We start from the raw sequence: 20,279 nt of genomic DNA on the forward strand, positions 1-20,279 counted from the left end.
CGCCTGCGGTCGCACCCGGGTTCATCCCCTCGTCGGATGCCCGGCCCCACGCCGGCTGGGTAGATTCTGTGCCATGGCCTCCCCCTCCCCTGCGTCCGCGCACCCGTCCGCCCCCGAGAGCGGGACGGGCCTGGGGTTCACCGGCGTGGCGGGGATCACCGGGCTCACCGCCGCCGAGGTCGCCGAGCGGGAGGCCGCGGGCCTGGTCAACGTCCAGTCCCGGGACACGTCCCGCTCGCTGGGGCAGATCCTGCGCGTGCACGTGTTCACGCTGTTCAACCTGGCGATCGCGCTGTGCGCCGTCGTCGTGATCCTGATGGGCCGCTGGCTGGACCTGCTGTTCTCGCTGGCGGCCGTCGCCAACGTGGTGATCGGCGTGGTCCAGGAGTACTCGGCCAAGCGGAAGCTGGACCGGATCGCGCTGCTGCACCAGGACGACGTCGTCGTCATCCGGGACGGGGCGCGCGTGCCCCTGCCGATGGCGCAGATCGTGCGGGATGACGTCGTGGTGCTGCGCCGCGGCGACCAGGTGCCCGTGGACGGCGAGGTCCTCGTCTCGGACGGCCTGGACATGGACGAGGCGCTGCTCACCGGGGAGAACGACCCCGTGCCCAAGACCCCCGGGGACGCCGTCCTCTCGGGCTCGGCCGTCGTGGCCGGCGCGGGCCTGGTGCGCGCGACGGCGGTGGGCTCGGCCTCGCACGCGGCCCGGCTCAGCGCCGAGGCCCGCCGCTACTCCGCCATCCGCTCGGAGCTGCGCGGCGCCCTGGAGAAGGTGGCCCGCTGGCTGACGATCGCCCTGGTGCCGATCATCGCGGTGATCGTGCACGGCCAGATGACGGCGGTCGGCGGCTGGGCCCTCGCCCTCTCCCAGCCGCGCGAGGCCGCCCTGGAGCCCGCGTTGATCGCGTCCGTGGCGGCGGTGACCAGCATGATCCCGCAGGGCCTGGCGCTCATGACGACCATCGCGTTCGCCGTGGCCGCGCTCAAGCTGGCCCAGCAGGAGGTCCTCATCCAGGAGCAGCCCGCCGTGGAGGTCCTGGCCCGCGTGGACACCGTCTGCCTGGACAAGACCGGCACCCTCACCGAGGGCGGCGTCCGGTTCGACCGGCTCACCGCGCCCGCCTCGGTGGATGCGTCCCCGGGCGCCCACGACGACGGCGCCCCGGCCGAGGTCGGCGACGGGGCTCGGGCCGTGCTCGCCTGGTTCGGCGCGGACCCGGACGTGAACCCCACCGCGGCGGCCCTGCGCGAGCCCTTCACGGCCGTCCCGGCCGTGGACCCCGCGGCCCAGGTGGCGTTCTCCTCCGCACGCCGGTGGTCGGCGGTCGCGTTCGGCCCCGAGGCTGGGGCCGCGGCCGGCACGTGGCTGCTCGGCGCACCCGAGGCCCTCGTGGACGAGCGGCTCCTCGGCCCCGACGCCGCCGAGGCCGTCCGCGCCCAGGTCCACGCCGACGCGGACGCCGGCCGCCGCGTGCTGCTGCTGGCCCGCACGGACGAGCCCCTGATCGGGGATGCGCTGCCCGGCGGAGGCGTCCCGGTCGCCGTCGTGACGTTCCGCGAGAACGTGCGCCCGGACGCCGCCGAGACCCTCGACTACTTCCACGCGCAGGGCGTGCGGACCGTGGTGATCTCCGGGGACAACCCGCGCACCGTGGCCGCCGTGGCCCGCGAGGTGGGCCTCGAGGTGACGGGTCAGGCCTATGACGGGCGCACCCTGCCGGACGAGCCCGGGGAGCTCGCCGACGTGATGGCGGAGCACAGCGTGTTCGGCCGCGTCAGCCCGGACCAGAAGAAGGCGATGGTGCAGGCGCTGCAGTCGCGCGGGCACGTGGTGGCCATGACCGGCGACGGCGTGAACGACGCCCTGGCCCTGAAGACCGCGGACCTGGGCATCGCCATGGGCAACGCGGCCCCGGCCACCAAGGCGGTGTCCCGGATGGTGCTGCTGGACGGGCGCTTCGACCGCCTGCCGCGCGTGCTCGGCGAGGGCCGCCAGGTGATCGCGAACATGGAGCGGCTCGCGCACATCTACCTGACGAAGACGACGTACGCGCTGCTGTTCGGCGTGGTGTTCTCCCTGTTCGCGTGGCAGTTCCCGCTGCTGCCGCGGCAGGCCTCCACGGTGGACTTCATCATGATCGGCGCGCCCACGTTCTTCCTCGCGCTGCTGCCGAACCCGCGCCGCTACGTGCCCGGGTTCCTGGGGCGGGCGCTGCGGTTCGCGATCCCCTCCGGCGCGGTGATCCTGCTGTCCATGGTGGCGTTGCAGACGTACGTGCGCCTCACCGCCGGCGACGTCGACCTGGCCCGCCAGCAGGCCGCGTTCATGATCACCCTGACCCTGCTGGGCCTGTGGGTGCTCAGCGTGATGTCCCGGCCGCTGAGCGCGCGCGTGGTGGTCCTCATCCTGGCGATGTACGCGGTGCTGGCCGCCGTCGTGCTGGTGCCGGCCTCCCGCTGGTACCACCAGATGGAGGTCCCGCCCACGGACGTGCTCGTGGCCGCGCTGGTGGTCGCCGCGCTCGGGTGCGGACTGATCGAGGTCATCCACCAGGTGCACCGCCGCTACGTGGCGCGGGTGCTGGCCGCCGCGGGGGCCTGAAGCGGCGGGGTCAGTGTCCGCTCCGGCGCCCGCCGAAGATCGTCGCCCCCCTCTCCTGTTCCACCTGATTGCCGACGCCGAGGTCGATCCCCGGCCGATCCCGCACCAGAGTGACGGCCACGAAAGACACGGTGATCACACACATCAGATAGACCGAGACGGACAGGGACGTCCCGGTCGCGGTGAGGAGCCACTGAGCAATGGTCGGGGCAAACGCACCGCCGAGGATCGCTCCAAGGGCGTAGGCGATCGACACCCCGGAGAACCGAACCGACGCAGGGAACAACTCTGCGTACAGCGCAGATTGCGGCCCGTAGGTCAAGCCGGTACCGATGCATACCGCAATCAGCGCGAGGTACAGGTTGGGCAGCTGGCCCGTGTCGATGAGCAGAAAGAACGGGACTGCCACCAGGAAGAGCCAGACGTACCCGATCTGGTAGATCCGGCGACGACCGACTCGGTCCGAGATCCAGCCCGCGAAGATCGTCGAGACCAGCCATACACCCGAGGCGCACGTCATGGCGAGCAGCACCTCGGTGCGCTCCAGTCCGACATTCGGACCCGTCGCATATGCCGGGATGAAGCCCCCCGTGGACATGTACCCCATCGCGTTGTTCCCGACGAAGACGAGCGCGGCGAGGATCACCAGCGGGCCATGCTTCCGGAAAAGCTCCGGGATCGGAGCGCTCTGCTCCTCGCGTTGGGCCGCCATCTCGTTGAACACCGGCGACTCGTCCACGGCACGGCGGATGAGATGCCCGACCACGATCAGGACGACCGAGAGCAGGAAGGGCACCCGCCAGCCCCACTCCATGAACGCATCGCCCGGCGTGATGACGCCGGTCATGAGGGCGGTCACGGCGGTGGCGAGAAGCATGCCGAGGGGGACGCCCGCCTGCGGCATCGCTCCGGCGAGCCCTCGGCGGTGGCGCGGGGCGTGCTCGACCGCCATCAGCACGGCGCCGCCCCATTCACCTCCCGCGGAGACGCCTTGCACGATGCGTAGCACTAGCAGCATCACGGGGGCGGCGAGGCCCACCTCGTCATAGGTGGGGAGCAGTCCGATGAGTGTGGTGGCCGACCCCATGCCCACGAGGGTCACGATCAGGACCCTCTTCCGACCCACCCGGTCCCCGAAGTGGCCGGCCAGGAAAGCCCCCAGCGGCCGGAACAGGAATGAGATCCCCACGGAGGCGAACGTGATGATCAGGGCCAGGGACTCGCCCGCCGGTTCGAAGAACAGCTGGGAGAAGACCAAGCCCGCGATCGTGGCGTAAATGAAGAAGTCATACCACTCGATCGTCGTACCGATGAGTGTCGCGGCCGCCACCCGCCGTTGGTTCACGGCGTGGGTGCGCGTCATGGTCGGGGGTGTCGTGGTCATGGGCGTGCCCTTCACTGGGAGTCGTCCGCCGTGGCGGACCGGGTGAGGAGGGGGAGATGGTCCTGCACCCAGGTGCAGGCGACGTCGGCGGCGGCGAGGCCACTGGCCGCGTCGTGCCGCCCGGGTTCGACCGCCAGGGTGGCGCTGGCCGCCGTGAGCGCCTCACACATCAGGTCGATGCCCCGGGTGTACGTGGTGCCGTAGGTGCGGTCCCCGAGCCCGAACGGCACGACGGTCAGGCCGTCCAGCCGCTGCCCTCCGCCCGTCAGCCGCTCGTAGAATCCGCGTGCGGAGGACGGTAGCTCCCCGTCGCCGTAGGTGGAGCACACCACGACGGCGACGCTCTCCCCCGCCAGGTCCTCCGGTGCGACGTCGGCGAGGTCCTGGACCGAGGTCGCGAACCGTTCCGCGAGCCGCACGGCCAGCGCCTCGGCCACCACCTCGGCGTTGCCCGACTCGGTGCCGTAGACGATGCGCAGCGGGGGCCGGCCGTCGTCTGGCTCGCCGGACGGGGTGGGGCCAGCGTCGCGGCGCCCGAGGGGCTCCCACGCCCCGCGGCTGAGCAGGCGCTGCCGCCGGGCGTCGGTCATCTTCCGCCGCGGACGGCCCGGGGACGTCTCGGCACGTTCGGCGGCGTCGATCCGCAGCCAGCCCTCGTAGTCGGAGGCGCGGTCGAGGTAGGGGCGCAACACACCCAGGCCCCGCCAGGTATCGGGTCCGCGCTCGGCGTCCGCCAGGTCGGCGGCGATCTGGACGGCCAGGGCCTTCGCGTCGGCGCGTTGGGTCGGGATGGTGCCCCGCGGCCCGCGCCGGGCCCACCCTGCCAGGTAGAGCCCGGGCTCCACCCGGCCGCTCTCCCGGGCTTCCGGTTCGATCTCCGCCTGCGGGAGCAGCGCGTCCTGCCCGTCCGTGAAACCGATCGCCGTCACCACGGAGGTCACCGGGAGTGCCACCTCCTCGCCCCGGACGCGGATCCGCAGTCCCGTGACGGCGCCCTCGTGGGCGGTCACGGCGTCCGGGTTCGTGCCGAACCACCAGTGCACGTGCAGCCGCGACTCGGGGGCCGACTGCGCGGGCAGGGCACGCACCACGCTGCTGCGCGGATCCTCGGCCGTCTCGTCCTCGGGGGTGAGCCCGTGGACGGTGTGGGACACGCCCGGCAGCGCGGCGATCTCCCGTAGCATCACCGGGTCGAAGGCCGCCTCCGCCGGGGAGGAGCGGCCGATCACGTGCAACTCCTGCAAGTCGGCGCTTAGGGCGGCGTGGGCGTCGTCGAGGATGTCGGTCCCGTCCACGTCAGCGCGGTCGCGAGCGAGCAGACGCACCACGTCCATGGCGACGTTGCCGAGGCCGACAACGGCGGGACGCGGCCCGATGCGCACCGCCGCACCCGCGGCCACGGCGGCGCATTCGACGGGGTCGCCGTTGAGCCAGCGGGTCAGCCGGCCGGCCCCGTATACGCCGGGCAGGTCGCCCCCGGGGACGAGGAGCGCGCGGTCGGCGTCCAGCCCGGTGGCGATCACGACGGCGTCGAAGGCCTCCCGCAGCTGAGCGAGGGTGAGTTCCGCACCGTCGGCGTCCTGGGAGCGGAGGGCAGGGCCGAAGACACCCGGCCGGCCGGTGAGGACAACGTCCTCGGCGGGTTCGCCGTGACGGACCCGGACCCCACCCACGAAGTCGACGTCCTCGTTCTCGAAGACGCGCGCGAACTGGTCGGCGACGGACTTGGTGCCCTGATGGTCCCCCGCCACACCCGAGCGGATGAGGCCGTAGGGGGTCGGGCGGCGGTCCAACACCGTCACCCGGGCACCCGGGAGTTCACGGCGGAGGGCCTGAGCCGTGAAGCAGCCCGCGGGCCCCGCACCGACCACGGCGATGTGGCGGTTCTCCCCCGCCAGCGCGTCGGTCGGCTCGGCCGTCGTGTCCGCGGCAGTCTCGTCCGTTTGGGGGCGACGGCGGCCCGGCTCGTCCCAGAGCACGGGAAACGTGTCCATGCCGCGGAACACCCACCCGCCGGGGATGGCCTCCCGGTCGGGGTCGAGGCCGAGGCCGGGCAGCGAGCGGAACAGGTGCGGCAGGGCGACGTCTGCTACCTGCGCGCGGGCGACCCAGGCGCCGGCGCAGACGTGGACCCCCTTCCCGAACGCCAGGTGCGCACCCTCGCCTGTGCGGGTGAGGTCGAACCGTTCGGGATGCTTCCACTGCGTCTCGTCCCGGTTCGCGGAGAGCAGGCAGATGCCCAGCCGGGCACCGGCGGGCAGGTGAACCCCGTCCAGCACGGTGTCCCGGGTGACCTGACGTGAATACATGCCGATGGGCGCCACCCAGCGGATCGCCTCGTCGAACACGGCGTGCCAGCGCGAGTCGTCCTCGGCCACGAGCGCGCGCTGGGCCGGGTCACGGAGCAGGGCCCAGGTGGCGACGCCGATCGCGTCCCGCGGCTCGTTCAACCCGCCCCCGATCGTCATCTTCAGGTTCGAGCGGATCGATTCGAGGGGCATCTGGTAGTCCGGGAAGGAGAGCAGCCCCGAGATGAGGGAGTGGTCCGGGTGCCGCAGGTGCCACTCGATCATCTCGTCGAGTGCCGCATCCACCTCCTCGGAGGCCTGGGCCCCGCGTGCCCACACCTCCGGGTCGTCCGCATAGTTGCCGGTGGCATCGATGAGGCACTGGGACCAGCGCTGTAGGTCCGCCTGCGTGACGTTGTGGAGACCGGTGACGGCGCGCAGCGACTCGGCAGTGAAGGGGGCGGCGAAGTCCCACACCAGGTCGGCGCCCGGGCCCTTCTCCCGCAGTTCCGCCACGAAGCGGTCCGCCTGGCGGTGAAAGATTTGCGTCCAGACCTTCTTCACCGTGGCCGGCTTGAGGGTGGGCATGTACGCGCGGCGTTCCGGGTGGTGCTCGGGGTCGTCCTTGCGGAGCATGGGGTGGCCCATCGCACGCTTCATGAGCGAGCCGTCCTCGTTCGCGGAGAAGGTCTCCTGGTCGAGTTCGGTGGTGTGCACTGCGGAGTAGGTGGTGATGAGGTAGCGGTTCACTGCCGGCACCCAGTGCACGCCGCCTTCCGCGCGCAGGCGCTCGAAGGTCGGGAACGGATCCGTGTAAAGCTGCGGGATGGACACCCAGTCGGCGACGGGGGCGGGCCTGGCGGAGGCGGGGGTCAGGCGGCGGGGGACGGTGAGGGTCATGCTGCTACTGTGATTCATGCCTCACCAACAGCTCAACTGAATTATTCTTCCACCAAAACGCAGAAGAGGGGGTCTGCCATGACTCTGGATCCACGACTCACGCTGCGCCAGCTCGAACACCTGGTGGCTCTGGCCGACGCCGGCACGTTCGTGGAGAGTGCGCGGCGGTTGCACGTCACCCCGAACGCCGTCAAGCAGAATATCGACGCGCTCGAAAGGATCAGCGGCACGGCTCTTACCGAGCGTAAGCGCGCCACGGGGGCGAGGCTGACCCCGGCCGGCGAGCGCGTGGTAGCCCGCGCCCGGGCGCTGCTCCGCCAGGCAGCCCAGGTGGTCGAGTCGGCGGCGGAGGACGCCGCGGTGCACGGGCCGGTCTCACTCGGCTGCTATGGCCCCCTCGCCTCAGCACTACTGCCCCGCGTGTGGCGGCGCACCGTCGACTCCCTGCCCGGTGTCCGGTTGACCGTTTCCCAGGGCGACGGTCACACCCTGGCCGACCGACTGACGCGGGGCGAGGTGGACGTGGCAGTGACGTACGCCGTCAACCTGCCGGTGGAGATGGCCACGGCCCCACTGCTGCGCCTCGGCGTGAAGGTCTGCCTGCCAGGAGACCACCCGTTGGCGCACGGCCGGACCGTGGACCTCGCCGATCTCCAGGGCGAGCCCCTGGTACTTCTGGACCGGTCGCCCAGCGGCGCGAACTCCCTCAACATCCTGCGCCGGCGAGGGCAGACCCCGCGCGTGATCCAGCGTGTGGGCGATCTGGAGCTCATGCGTTCCTTCGTCGCCCAGGGCGCCGGGTACGGCCTGCATTTCACGGCCGTGGAGTCCACCACAAGCCGGGAGGGGCTGCCGGTGGTGAGCCTGCCCGTTGCACCGGCGACGGAAGTGGAGCCGGTGGTCCTCGCGTGGCACCCCGCATTCCCGCCCAGCGAGCGGGTGCGGGCCGTGATGCAACTGTGTCAGGAGGAGTTCAGCGACCCCCAGTCTCCGGGTCTTCCCGGCGCACCGCCGCCCGATAGTCGCGCCACTCCGACACCAGCACGACGACGGCGAGCAGCAGGTACGCGACGTCCCACGCGCTGAGCCGCTCCCCGGCCACCACGCCCGGGAGACGGGTGGCCAGGATGATCACCACGAACGCGGTGACCCGCCCAGGCCCGCCGGCGGGGCGCGGCGACCCGGTCCTTCTGGACGCCCGCGGCGTACGACTCCGGGGAGCCGAGCTCCTCGGCCAGCGGGCGCCCGGCCGCGGCCCCGCGTGCCCGCGCGTCACGGACGATCTCGGCCACCCGCGCGTCGGGCAGGTCCTTGCGCAGCCGCAGGACGCCGGCGAGGCGGCGGGCCCACGCGTCGTCGTCGAGGGCGGCGGGGGGCTCTTCCACGGGCCGGCGGGCCGCCGGGAGCAGCCGGTGCGCGAGCCAGGCGAGGGCCGCGCAGACCGGGGCGACGGCGAGCAGCCAGAGCGTGCTCCCGGTGAACAGGTGCGTCTGCGCGTTCACCTCGACGAGCCACCAGGCGAGCACCAGTACGAAGGCCAGGAGGGCGACGGCGGCCACCAGCGTGGCAGCCAGCCGCGGGACGCGGGCGAGGAGCCGCTCCCAGAGCACCATCACCGCCACCCCGGCCACACCCATGAGCACCGGGGACAGCAGCAGCCCCCACGTGTAGTCGGTGGTGAGCCCGTCGCGGAGCAGCCAGACCAGGCAGAACAGGACGGCGACGCCGGCGGCGACCGTGAAGCCGAGCACCGGCACATCGCGCCAGGTGGCGTCGGGTGTGGCGGGGTCGGGGTGGGGGCGGATGGTCGTCGGTCGGGTCCCTCCTGTGTGCTCCGTTGCGGATCCCTGTCGGCGACCCTACGGCCTGGTCGAGCGCATCTCCGCATCGGGCGCCCTCCCTCGTGCCGGCGTCGGCGTCGCTCTACCGTGGGGCCATGGACTCCACGCTCTTCACCCGTTCGGCCGACCGCGCCGCCCACGACGACGTCAACTTCCGCACCCGCAAGTGGGTCAAGCCGGAGGACCTCAACGCGAACAACACCCTCTTCGGCGGCTCGCTGCTGCGCTGGGTCGACGAGGAGGCGGCCATCTACGCGACCCTGCAGCTGGGCAACCCGCGGTGCGTGACGAAGCTGATCTCGGAGATCAACTTCCTGGCCTCGGCGAAGCAGGGCGACATGATCGAGATGGGCCTGCGCGCCACCGAGTTCGGGCGCACGTCCCTGAGCATGCGGGCGAAGGTGCGGAACATCGTGACCGGCGAGATGATCCTGACCATCGACAAGATCGTGTTCGTGTCCCTGGGCGAGGACGGCAAGCCCGTGCCCCACGGCTTCACCGAGATCACCTACGACCGCGACCGCCTGCCCCTGGACAACCCCCTCTGAGCCGGCCCGCCGCCCCCAACGCGGGAGGAAGGGCGGCTCTAGTCGATGCCGCGGGCGGCCAGGGCGTCCCCGACGTCGTCGGCGTGCTTGAAGCTGAGCACCAGCAGCGGCAGCACCCAGGCCCACGGCGCCATCCGCACCCCGCGGGCGGCCTGTGCATGCCGGATCTGCTCGGCCAGCGCGCGCAGGTGGCCGATCGAGGAGAGCACCAGACCCATCGCCAGGCCCACGCGGTCGGCGCGGAACCCCGCCCGCGCCAGGCGCGGCCCCGCCCACGGGATCCGCTCGACCGGCCGCAGCACCGCCTCGGCCACCCCGGTCATGTCCGCGATCCGGGTGGTGCGCGTCAACACCTGCGCTGTGAGCACAAGCCCGAGCACGCGCGCCACCATGAGTCCGGCGGCGAACGCGTCGGTGAAGATCCACTGCGCCGCGAACAGGACCACGTAGAACAGCCACAGAGCCCGCAGGTCGGAGGCGATCATCGCCGCACCGCGCCGCAGCCCGAAGCCCACGAGGTACGCGGTCACGGCGCCCACGACGGCGGCGCCCGCCGTCCACAGGGACAGCGGCAGCAGGGTCAGGGCCAGCACCCACACCGCGAACAGGCCCGTCTTGAGGCCGGCGCGGGCGTGGTGCAGGGGCGAGTCGCCGTGGATGTACAGGGAGAGCATCAGCGCAGCTCCGCCGCCACGGCGTGGTCCAGGAAGTGCTCGTACGCCTCGACCACGTCCCCGGCCGGGCCGGTCCGCTCCACACGGCCGCCGTGGATCCACACGGCCTCGTCGCATGCACGGGCCAGCTCGAGGTCGTGGGTCACCAGCAGCAGCTGGAACCCGTCCGGGGCGGAGGGGTCGGCGGCCAGCAGCCGGTCGGCCACGATCCGCCGGTGCCGGCCGTCCAGCAGGGAGGTCGGCTCGTCGGCGATCACCAGGGACGGCCCGGCGGTCATCACCGAGCACATGGCCAGCCGCTGCGCCTGCCCCGAGGACAGGGACAGGCACGCCCGGTCCGCGAGCGCGGTGAGCCGGTGCTCCTGGAGCGCCGCGGCCACGCGCGCGGCGACGTCGTCCTTGGTCAGGCGGCGGCCGGCGTCGTCCCTGAGCGACTTCACGGTCAGCTCCACGTCCTCCCGGACGGTGGGCATGACCATCTGCGCGGCCGGGTTCGCGAACACGAAGCCGACGGTGCGGCGCAGCGCCTTCACGTCCCGGACGGCGTCCACCCCGTGCACGGTCACCTCCCCGGCGACGACGTCGGCCAGCCCGGCGATCGCGCGGGCCAGCGTGGACTTGCCGGAGCCGTTCTCCCCGATCACCGCCATACGCGGGGCGGTGAGGGTGAGGTCCACGCCGTCGAGGAGCACGACGACGCCCTCAGGGCCGTCGGCCTCGACGCGGACGCCCGTGAGGGTGAGGGAACGGTCCGGGCTCATCGGAAGGCGCGGGGGTAGGCCTTCCACAGGCCGACGACGAGGATGACGGCCACGACGAGCTTGATCAGGTCACCGGGCACGAACGGGGACATGGAGAGGACGGCGGCGCCGAACTCCATCCCGGCGATCCCGACGAAGCCGAGCACGCCGAAGAAGTAGACCATCACGACGCCGCCGATCAGCCCGGCCACGGCGGCCGCCAGCGCGATCCGTCCGGCGCCGAGGCCGGGACGGGCGCGGGAGGTGAGGGCCCAGAAGATCAGGCCGACGATCAGCGCGGACGGGATCCAGCCGAGGATGAAGCCGGCCGTCGGGCCGGCGAACACGCCCAGGCCGCCGCGGCCGCCGCTGAGCAGCGGCAGGCCGAGCGCCACGAGGCCGGCGAACAGCGCCATCGAGGCGGCCCCGCGCCACGGGCCGAGGATCACGCCGGCCAGGATCACGGCGATGTTCTGCAGCACGATCGGGGCGGGCACACCGGCGACGGCGATCGGCGGCACCAGACCGAGGACGGCCATCAACGCGGTCATGACGGCGATGCGCGCGAGGCTGCCGCCGGCGGAACCGCGGCGGGGGCGGCCGGCGTCGGCGGGGCGGTCCGCCGTCGTGGTGGCCGCGGGGCGGACGTGGCCGTCGTGGGACGAGGGCACGGAAGTGCTCATGGAGGGACTCCTGGTGCGGAAGCGAGTGCGAGGGGGCGCTGCCGAGGCGCGGGGCGCATGGCGAGTGCCCGACGAGTTGAACAGTGTTCAGGAGTCTACTGCAGGGGCGGAGGTGAGGGCGGCCGGGGTGCGCTCCCGGGCGATGGTGCGCGGAGTGACGCTGTCGAGATGCAGCGAAGATTTCACAAACGCGCAAATATGTTTCATGCGACCATGAGTCACTTAGGTATTGACATTTGAACCTTGATCGACTAGGGGTCATAGTTCTCCAGTCAGCCCGTGTGCGACGCTGACACCATGAACCAGCCCTCCATGGCCACCCTGTCTTCGGGAAAAATCACCCTGCGCGACGCCCGCCGCGGGACCACACGGGATGTGGAACTGGAGCCCTTCGAGATGGCAGTGCACCCCCTCCATGACCGGAGCACCGGACGCCCGCTCACGCCTCTGACATGGTTCGAGACCATCAACCTCTGCAACGAGCTATCCAATGCCGAAGAGCTGCAGCCGGCCTACACGCGTGCTGGGGACGGACGCTCCGTTACCTGGAACACGAGCGCTGACGGGTACCGATTGCCCACCGAGGCCGAGTGGGAGTACGCCTGCCGCGCCGGAACGACCTCGCCCGCCTACGGGCCGCTTGAAGACATCGCCTGGACCGGCCTCGACCACCTCGAGGGCCCCCAGCCCGTCGTCCGTTCAGAGAACCCTTGACCTTCCCCCGTAGGGGAAGGTGCAGACTGAAGATCAACCACTGGAAAACCAGCCATCAGCTTCTGCCGTCACGCAATGAACCGGTGCCCGATGGCAGTGTAGGGAGATTCGCATGAACGAGGCAGTACCGCATTTCGATCTGGCGATCATCGGTTCCGGTGGTGGCGCGTTCGCTGCCGCGATCAGGGCAACGAACCTCGACAAACGGGTCGTCATGATCGAACGCGGGACCGTGGGCGGGACCTGCGTGAACACCGGATGCATCCCCTCCAAGGCTCTGCTCGCCGCAGCCGAGGCACGCCACACCGCCCAGGACGCCGGCAGGTTCCCCGGCCTCACCGCCACCGCGGGACCCGTGGACATGGAAGCACTCATCGCGGGAAAGCGCGCCTTGGTGGAGAACGTGCGCTCCGATAAGTACGTGGACCTCGTCGCGGACTACGGGTGGGAGCTGCGCCACGGCAATGCTGTATTCACCGGCACCGCCGCGGACCCTGCGCTGGAGGTCACCGCGCAGGACGGGACCAGGGAGACGATCACGGCCGCCCACTATCTGGTCGCGACCGGCTCCACCCCGTGGGCCGCACCGATCAATGGTCTGGACACGGTCGATTACCTGACATCGACCACGGCCATGGAACTCGACGAGGTACCCGAGTCCTTGCTGGTCATCGGCGGCGGGTACGTCGCCCTGGAACAGGCCCAACTCTTCGCCCGCCTCGGCTCGAAGGTCACCATGCTGGTGCGCTCTCGCCTGGCATCGGGTGAGGAACCCGAAGCATCCAGGGCATTGATGAGCGTCTTCGCCAACGAGGGCATCCGGGTCATCCGCCGCTCCACCGTCTCCTCCATCACCCAGGACACGGACGGCGGCATTGCCGCCCAGGCCGACATCGCCGGCGGGCGCGAAACCCTCCGGGCCTCCAAGGTCCTCATCGCCACGGGTCGGCGCCCGGTCACCGACGGGCTAAACCTGGCCGGGGTGAGCGTGAAGACCGGGGACAAGGGGGAAGTCGTCGTCGAGGACACCCTGGTGAGCTCTAACCCACGCGTTTGGGCTGCGGGGGACGTGACCGGGCACCCCGAATACGTGTACGTCGCCGCATCCCACGGCACCCTGATGGTCGACAACGCCTTCAGCGACGCCGGCCGCGCCGTGGACTACAGCCACCTGCCCCGCGTCACGTTCACCAGCCCTAACCTCGCGGTTGTCGGCATGACCGACAAGCAGGCAAGAGACGCCGGGATCAGGTGCGAATGCCGGGTTGTACCGCTGGAATACATACCCCGCGCCGTGGTGAACCGGGACACCCGCGGATTCATCAAGATGGTCGCAGACGCCGACACCGGCAGGATCGTCGGTATCACCGCCGTCGCGAAGGAAGCCGGCGACCTCGCTGCAACAGGCGTGTACATCCTGCAGGCCGGGATGACCGTCGATCAGGTCGCGAACCTCTGGAGCCCGTACCTGACCATGGCCGAGGGCATCAAGATCGTTGCCCAGTCCTTCAAGACGGATGTCTCCAAACTTTCCTGCTGCGCCGCCTGAACACCTGAACCACCGATCGCCGAACACTGACACACCATGCCTTGAAAGGAACGACCGCGATGAACAACATCAGCGAGGTCACTGACCGGCTTGCGTCCAACGAGACGGGGATGGAGCCCTGGCTGTGGATGCCCCTACTGAAACTCCTCGCCCTGGGCGACCCGGTCGACGTGAGCGACCTCGCCGCGGCGACCGGCCGTGCCGGGGAGGAAGTCCGCACTGCCCTCAAGGCGATGGGCGACACGGAGTACGACGGGTCCGGGCGGATCATCGGGCAGGGCCTGACGCAGCGCCCCACGCAGCACCGGTTCGAGGTAAACGGTGAGCAACTCTACACCTGGTGCGCGCTGGACACCCTGATCTTCCCGACCCTGCTGGGCGCATCCGCGCGTATCGAATCCTCACATCAGGCCACAGGCACCCCGGTACGGGTGGCTGTCACAGCGATGGGTGTCACCAGCGTGGAGCCGGCCACCGCCGTGGTGTCCCTGGTGAACCCGGAGGACATCAGCTCCGTCCGCTCATCGTTCTGCAACCAGGTCCACTTCTTCGCCTCACCCGACGACGCAGCGCCCTGGCTCGAAACCCACCCCGGCGGCACCATCATGCCTGTCAAAGAGGCCTACGAACTCGGATCCTCCATGGCTGAGAAGATGCTCACCCACACACCAGGACCCGCCACCGACCAGGTAAGCAACGGCGTCCAAAGCTGCGCCTGCTGAACCAACCGACCACCCACCACTACCCGCCGGACCACCACTGGCAACTGGAGGGCTTGCACGGGTTCAGTACCGGTGCAGGAGGCGGGCCGGGGCCGGTGCGAGATGTTGACGAAGGACCGGAAAGAGCCGGGAAAGATCCGCTGAATCTGAAGGAGAAATTCTCATGAGTGAACATTTCGATGTTGCCGTCCTCGGTCTGGGCCCAGGCGGGGAGGTCGCGGCCGACCGGCTTCTGAAAGCCGGGAAGAACGTCGTGGTCTTCGAGCGGGAACTAATCGGCGGGGAATGCGCCTACTGGGCGTGTATCCCTTCCAAGACCGTCCTGCGGCCGCCGGAAGCGCGCACGGAAGTTCAACGGGCCGCCGGTGTCTCCGGCGCCGAACTGGACTGGGCTGCCACTGCAAAGTACCGGGACTACATGATCCGGAACCTCGATGACCAGGCACAGGTCGACGGGTACATCAAAGAGGGCGCCGTGGTGATCAAGGACGAAGCTCGGATTACCGGACCGGGCCGGATCCAGGCTGGAGACCGCGAGATCACAGCCGAGCACATCATTATCGCCACCGGCTCCGACGCCGTGATCCCACCGTTGGACGGCATCGACCAGATCACGGCCTGGACGAACCGTGAAACCTACACCACCAGCACGCTCCCCGAGCGGGCGGTCATCATCGGCGGCAGCGCCGTCGGCGTGGAAACCGCGACGTTCCTGGCCCGCTTCGGAGTGGCCATCACCCTGATCCACTGCGGCGAGAGGTTACTGGACCGCGAAGGGCCCCGGGTGGGGGAACTTGCCCACCAGTACCTGCAGGAGGCCGGCATCGACATCCGGCTGGCCACCTCCGCCGTCCAGGCGCGGCGCGAGGGAGCCGACAGCATCATCGAGCTTCAGACACGCGACGGCGATCCAGCCGGTGAGGTGGCAGCAGACGTCGTGATCTTCGGTACCGGCCGCACACCACGCACCGAAGGACTCGGCTTCGAACACGCTGGCGTAACCCTCGGCGACCACGGAGAAATCCAGATCGACGACCACTGCCGCGCCGGCGAAAACACGTGGGCCATCGGCGACGTCACCGGCATCATGCCTTTCACCCACGTCGCGAAGTACCAAGGCCGGATCGCCGCCGACGCCATCCTCGGCCGACCCCACCCGGCCACCTACGACGGCATACCGCGTGTCGTATTCACCGACCCCGAAATCGCCGGCGCCGGACTAACCCAGGAACAGGCAACGAAGCAGGGCATCCGCACCATCGCCACGGAACTGGACCTCGCCGACGCCATCGCCCGACCCTGGACCTACGAGCAGGACCCCCGCGGGCACCTCGGCCTACTCGCCGACGCCGACCGGAAGATCCTCATCGGAGCCTGGGCCGTCGGCCCCATGGCCGGAGAGTGGATCCACCACGCCTCCCTCGCCATCCGCACGCAACTGCCGATCGACACGCTCCTGGACCAGGTCGCCCAATTCCCGACCTACCACGAGGCCTTCCAGGTCGCCCTCGAACAACTCGACCTCACCCCCTAACCGGGTCGAGAAACGTACAGGCGGGAGCACGAAGGAATTGGCACACCACAAAGACCCCCATCACCTTCGTGATCTTCCAGCAAAATGGAAGATTACGGAGTCTTTCGAGAACGAGGTGAAGCATGCGTATCGGTGAAGTAGCGGCGGCCTCCGGCGTGACGACCAAGGCCTTGAGGTTTTACGAGGAGCGAGGGCTCCTGCCGCAGGCCGACCGAGCCACCAACGGCTACCGCGACTATCCAGAGGACACGATCGTCAGGCTTGAATTCATCCGGCGCAGCCAAGTTGCCGGCCTCACTCTGGCCGAAATCCTCGACATCCTCCAAATCCGGGATGCTGGCACGGCGCCGTGCGGCCACGTGCGTGATCAGCTTGCCGAGCACCTGACGAACCTGGACAGGCACATCGCCGAACTCACCGCGCTCAGAGAAACCGTTGCCGGCCTTCACGGAACCGCGGCGGCCGGCGACCCCGCTCAGTGCAATGCCGAAGTCATCTGTAGCTACCTTTGATCATCGGCACATCCACAACCAGACGTTTCAACGGAATCACTCAGCGACGACGGACCGCAATCCATAAGCCGCACCGCCGGCAGACGTAAGCCGCGCCATCCGCCAACGCGTGCAACCTGCTCAACGGCAGACGCCGCCCACAGCACGAACAGTGCGCACTGGTGTCGCTGGTTTGGACCATTGTCCATCGTAAGACCGACTCTTCAACCACAGGCCCTCTAGGGCGGGGTCTAGGATTTCACGACAAAACGTTTGTTGCGCCAGGGGTGCCTATGAAACCCGCCGTCAGCCGGACGTAGAACCTGTCGTCTGCGGAAAGCTCAGATCCGATCACCCACCTGATTAGCAGGCCTTAAAGCGTAGTTGAGTCCCGCATAGTGGTGTAGCGCCCGGTGGTCGGGCGTGTCGTCTCAGACGTGGACGCGGCCACCGTGTGATCCGTCGAGTCAACCTTCCACAGAATCCTCGAATGGAGTCATCACGATGACCGCTCCTCATATTCTCGACCCTGCCGGCCTGCTCGGAGAAGCCCTGTCTGAAGCGTCCCCGGACATGATGCGCCATCTGCTGCAGACCATGATCAACACCTTGCTGTCCGCGGATGCCGACGCGGTGGTCGGTGCCGAATGGGGCAAGCCCAGCTCCTCGCGCACTGCTCAGCGGAACGGGTACCGCCACCGGGACCTGGACACCCGGGTCGGCACCCTGGACGTGGCCATCCCCAAGCTCAGATCGGGCACGTACTTCCCGGACTGGCTACTTGAACGCAGGAAGAGAGCGGAGTCGGCGCTGATCACCGTGGTCGCTGACTGCTACCTCGCCGGGGTCTCGACCCGACGGATGGACAAGCTGGTCAAGACTCTGGGCGTCAACGCCCTGTCCAAGTCCCAAGTCTCCCGGATGGCCACCGAGCTCGACGAGCAGGTCGAGGCCTTCCGCCACCGCCCGCTCGGGGTGGCCGGCCCGTTCACGTTCGTGGCCGCCGATGCGCTGAGCATGAAGGTCCGCGAGGGCGGGCGCGTGGTCAACGCCGTGGTGCTGCTGGCCACCGGGGTCAACGCTGACGGCCACCGCGAGGTCCTGGGCCTGCGGGTCGCCACCTCGGAGACCGGGGCGGCGTGGAACGAGTTCTTCGCCGACCTGGTCGCCCGCGGCCTGGCCGGGGTCCGGTTGGTCACTTCTGACGCCCACACCGGACTCAAGGACGCCATCGCGGCGAACCTGCCCGGAGCGACGTGGCAGCGCTGCCGCACCCATTACGCGGCGAACCTGATGGGCATCACCCCGAAGAACATGTGGCCGGCCGTGAAAGCCATGCTGCACTCGGTCTATGACCAGCCCGATGCGGCCAGCGTGCACGCGCAGTTCGACCGGCTCCTGGACTACGTGAGCGGGAAGCTGCCCACCGTGGCTGAGCACCTCGACGCCGCCCGGGCGGACATCCTGGCCTTCACCACGTTCCCGAAGGACGTCTGGACGCAGGTCTGGTCGAACAACCCGGCCGAGCGGCTCAACCGGGAGATCCGCCGTCGCACCGACGCGGTGGGCATCTTCCCCAACCGGGCGGCCATCGTCAGGCTAGTGGGTGCGGTGCTGGCCGAGCAGACCGATGAATGGGCCGAGGGTCGACGCTACCTCGGTCTCGAAGTCCTGGCCCGCTGCAGGCTCACCACCGTGACCAACACCGGAGACGAGGTGGACCCCGACACCGAACTCAACCTCGGCCTCAGCGCCTGACCCCCATGAAGGATCAGACCGCTACACCATCACGAGGGGCTTGACCTAAAGCGTTACAAAAACCACGCCATTTAGCGCTGCGATTCACACCGTCTCTGACGTGATGGTCTCGTGGGCGGGCGGGGCGTGTAAAGGGGTATACCCGACTGGACACGGACCCAGAGAGACCCCTGCACCGCCGGGGCCCCGTCCGAAACGTGCGCATCCCCGGGACGAAGGAGGGCCCGGGTCCCTGACCCCGAGGAACGGATCAGGACCGAGCCCATTCCCTCATCTGGGCTGGAAGAGCTCCGAGTCGAGACTCCCACCAGTCGAGGTCGGCCTGGCAGCCCCTGCCCTGCGAACGGGGACGCAACGTGACCTGGGCTCGGAACTCCTGCGCCCCTGCCTCCTCCACCACCCGCAGGCGAAGCCACGCCACCTCGGGGGAATACTCCGGGAACAGCTCGAGGGAGAAGCACCGGTCCGGCCACGCCGGCCGCCCGCGGCCGAAGTCCTCCCCCACGAGACCGATCTCCTGGAAGTTGAGATCCTCATACCGGACCGGCTCCTGGGCATAGGCACCCTGCACCTTGAACGTCTCCCCCGGCACCCCCCACGACAGACCGACACAGGGCAACCCGAGCCGCTCCACACTCCATGGCCACATCATGGATTTCAGGCACTCCTGCCCCAGAATCGAGTCCCCGTGCACACGGACGCTGACGGACTGCGCACCCCCGCTCATGCGCCGCACGCTAGTCACTAAACCGGCGCGGAGGAAGGTGGCACCCCACTGGTCCGCGCCGATCGGCCACGATCAGACGTTGCGCGTGACATCACCACCTTGGCGATGAGTGCGCGGCGCGGCCACCGCCGCAGGTCAGTGGGAGCTGGAACCGATTTCGATGACCAGCACACCGGCCATGATCAGCAAGATCCCCAAGATCATGGTGCGGGTCAGGGGTTCCTTGAATAGGACATGGGACGCGATCGCGGTCAAGGCAACCCCCGCGGCGGCCCAGATCCCGTAGGCGACACCGAGCCCGATCCCGACGCGCAGCGCGAGGGTCAGGAAGACAAAGGCCAGCACGTAACCGACGGCCACGGCCGCGTAGAACCCACGACGGCCGGCGGCCGCCACACGCAGGCACAGGGTGGCAGCCACCTCGGACAGGACGGCCCCGGCTAGGAATAGCCACTGCATCACGCTGCCCCCGCCTGCTGCTCGTCGGTGTCGGGGGTATGGTGCGATCCCAGTTCAACCATCAGAACGCCGGCGATCACCAGGGCGATCCCAATCCCCATCATGGCCGTGATCCGTTCGTCGAACAGGACGGCGGACAGCACCGCCGTTGCGGCGACACCCAACGCGCCCCAGATGCCGTAAGCGACACCGAGGGCCATTCCGCGCTTCAGTACCAGGGTGAGGAAGGTGAAGGCTGAGACGTAGCCCAGCAGGACGACCGCGTACAGCGCGGGGTGGGTGAGTGCTGCCTTGAGTGACAGCGATGCGATGACTTCGCTACCGACGGCGCCGGCGAGCAGGAACCATTTGGTCATGGTCTCTCCTGGAAGGGGCGAGCGCCTGCATGCGGCTCGGCCGTGTCTGTTCATGATTCTACCGGCTGGACGCTGGTGTCCCCGCGTTTCCGAGAGGCGTGCTTCGTGGATGCACCGCCATACACGCGCTCATGCCGCTGTTTGCTGGGCCCACCTGCTCGGTTTTCAGGTGTCGATTCGGGGCGTGTCAACTTGTCTGTGTAAGCGGGGTGGTCACAGGTAGGGGTTGATCCGGTCGGGGTAGGCCGCGGCGAGCTGGGCGAGGGCCTGCTTCCAGTTCGTGACGGCCTGGCCTTCGACGAGCCG

17 protein-coding genes are annotated in these 20,279 nt (G+C 69.6%); 9 read left to right on the plus strand and 8 right to left on the minus strand.

Translation table 11 applies throughout. The features are described 5' to 3' along the window. Window positions 1–73 precede the first annotated feature (73 nt). Window positions 74–2,605: an HAD-IC family P-type ATPase gene (locus O3T09_RS03730; protein ID WP_269295393.1), complete on the plus strand. Its 2,532-nt coding sequence runs from the start codon at window positions 74–76 to the stop codon at window positions 2,603–2,605. A 10-nt stretch (window positions 2,606–2,615) separates the two neighbouring features. On the opposite strand, the gene O3T09_RS03735 is transcribed toward O3T09_RS03730, so the two are convergent. Beyond that, entirely contained in the window at window positions 2,616–3,989 is a 1,374-nt protein-coding gene (locus O3T09_RS03735; RefSeq protein WP_205800319.1) for an MFS transporter, read from the minus strand. An 11-nt stretch (window positions 3,990–4,000) separates the two neighbouring features. Then, on the minus strand, window positions 4,001–7,177 hold the full coding sequence (locus tag O3T09_RS03740; protein WP_136940116.1) for a cytochrome P450: 3,177 nt from the start codon (window positions 7,175–7,177) through the stop codon (window positions 4,001–4,003). Between the two features lie 78 nt (window positions 7,178–7,255). Here O3T09_RS03740 and O3T09_RS03745 point away from each other — a divergent pair, with 78 nt between their 5' ends. Both O3T09_RS03745 and O3T09_RS03750 read left to right on the plus strand, forming a co-directional pair. Beyond that, window positions 7,256–8,263 (plus strand): LysR family transcriptional regulator, encoded by a 1,008-nt coding sequence (locus O3T09_RS03745; protein ID WP_119217731.1) that lies wholly within the window; start codon window positions 7,256–7,258, stop codon window positions 8,261–8,263. An 850-nt stretch (window positions 8,264–9,113) separates the two neighbouring features. Further along, complete coding sequence (locus O3T09_RS03750; RefSeq protein WP_051050163.1) at window positions 9,114–9,566, plus strand: acyl-CoA thioesterase; 453 nt, start codon at window positions 9,114–9,116, stop codon at window positions 9,564–9,566. 38 nt (window positions 9,567–9,604) lie between these two features. On the opposite strand, the gene O3T09_RS03755 is transcribed toward O3T09_RS03750, so the two are convergent. The 3 genes from O3T09_RS03755 to O3T09_RS03765 are packed head-to-tail and all read right to left on the minus strand — an operon-like array spanning window position 9,605 to window position 11,663. Further along, window positions 9,605–10,240 carry an energy-coupling factor transporter transmembrane component T family protein gene (locus O3T09_RS03755; RefSeq protein WP_101965957.1) on the minus strand — a complete coding sequence of 212 codons (636 nt, stop codon included), beginning with the start codon at window positions 10,238–10,240 and terminating at the stop codon, window positions 9,605–9,607. Then, on the minus strand, window positions 10,240–11,001 hold the full coding sequence (locus O3T09_RS03760; RefSeq protein ID WP_101965958.1) for an energy-coupling factor ABC transporter ATP-binding protein: 762 nt from the start codon (window positions 10,999–11,001) through the stop codon (window positions 10,240–10,242). Before O3T09_RS03760 ends, O3T09_RS03755 begins: the two co-directional genes overlap by 1 nt. Next, entirely contained in the window at window positions 10,998–11,663 is a 666-nt protein-coding gene (locus tag O3T09_RS03765; protein ID WP_049159323.1) for a biotin transporter BioY, read from the minus strand. Before O3T09_RS03765 ends, O3T09_RS03760 begins: the two co-directional genes overlap by 4 nt. A 297-nt stretch (window positions 11,664–11,960) precedes the next feature. Here O3T09_RS03765 and O3T09_RS03770 point away from each other — a divergent pair, with 297 nt between their 5' ends. From O3T09_RS03770 to O3T09_RS03795, 6 genes are all read left to right on the plus strand, one after another. Next, window positions 11,961–12,377 (plus strand): SUMF1/EgtB/PvdO family nonheme iron enzyme, encoded by a 417-nt coding sequence (locus O3T09_RS03770; protein ID WP_227448837.1) that lies wholly within the window; start codon window positions 11,961–11,963, stop codon window positions 12,375–12,377. A 112-nt stretch (window positions 12,378–12,489) separates the two neighbouring features. Beyond that, window positions 12,490–13,926, plus strand: a complete 1,437-nt coding sequence (merA, locus tag O3T09_RS03775; protein ID WP_020624860.1) for a mercury(II) reductase — start codon at window positions 12,490–12,492, stop codon at window positions 13,924–13,926. A gap of 59 nt (window positions 13,927–13,985) precedes the next feature. Then, a complete protein-coding gene (gene merB, locus O3T09_RS03780) occupies window positions 13,986–14,648 on the plus strand; it encodes an organomercurial lyase MerB (protein ID WP_036336638.1) in 663 nt (220 codons plus the stop codon). 163 nt (window positions 14,649–14,811) lie between these two features. Then, complete coding sequence (locus O3T09_RS03785; protein ID WP_144819261.1) at window positions 14,812–16,182, plus strand: dihydrolipoyl dehydrogenase family protein; 1,371 nt, start codon at window positions 14,812–14,814, stop codon at window positions 16,180–16,182. A 122-nt stretch (window positions 16,183–16,304) separates the two neighbouring features. Next, on the plus strand, window positions 16,305–16,694 hold the full coding sequence (locus O3T09_RS03790) for a heavy metal-responsive transcriptional regulator (RefSeq protein ID WP_036334145.1): 390 nt from the start codon (window positions 16,305–16,307) through the stop codon (window positions 16,692–16,694). A gap of 483 nt (window positions 16,695–17,177) precedes the next feature. Continuing rightward, window positions 17,178–18,431 carry an IS256 family transposase gene (locus O3T09_RS03795; RefSeq protein WP_206450750.1) on the plus strand — a complete coding sequence of 418 codons (1,254 nt, stop codon included), beginning with the start codon at window positions 17,178–17,180 and terminating at the stop codon, window positions 18,429–18,431. 250 nt (window positions 18,432–18,681) lie between these two features. On the opposite strand, the gene O3T09_RS03800 is transcribed toward O3T09_RS03795, so the two are convergent. The 3 genes from O3T09_RS03800 to O3T09_RS03810 form a co-directional block, all read right to left on the minus strand. After that, the gene (locus O3T09_RS03800; RefSeq protein ID WP_144819872.1) at window positions 18,682–19,002 is read right to left on the minus strand and encodes a hypothetical protein; all 321 of its coding nucleotides are present in this window, start codon (window positions 19,000–19,002) and stop codon (window positions 18,682–18,684) included. A gap of 291 nt (window positions 19,003–19,293) precedes the next feature. Then, window positions 19,294–19,617 carry a DMT family transporter gene (locus O3T09_RS03805; protein WP_144819320.1) on the minus strand — a complete coding sequence of 108 codons (324 nt, stop codon included), beginning with the start codon at window positions 19,615–19,617 and terminating at the stop codon, window positions 19,294–19,296. Next, entirely contained in the window at window positions 19,617–19,973 is a 357-nt protein-coding gene (locus O3T09_RS03810) for a DMT family transporter (protein WP_020626388.1), read from the minus strand. The genes O3T09_RS03805 and O3T09_RS03810 overlap by 1 nt, the downstream gene beginning before the upstream one ends. Window positions 19,974–20,279: the final 306 nt, after the last annotated feature.

The sequence above is a fragment of the Micrococcus sp. H39-S4 genome (genome assembly GCF_027158145.1).
Lineage (GTDB): Bacteria > Actinomycetota > Actinomycetes > Actinomycetales > Micrococcaceae > Micrococcus > Micrococcus luteus.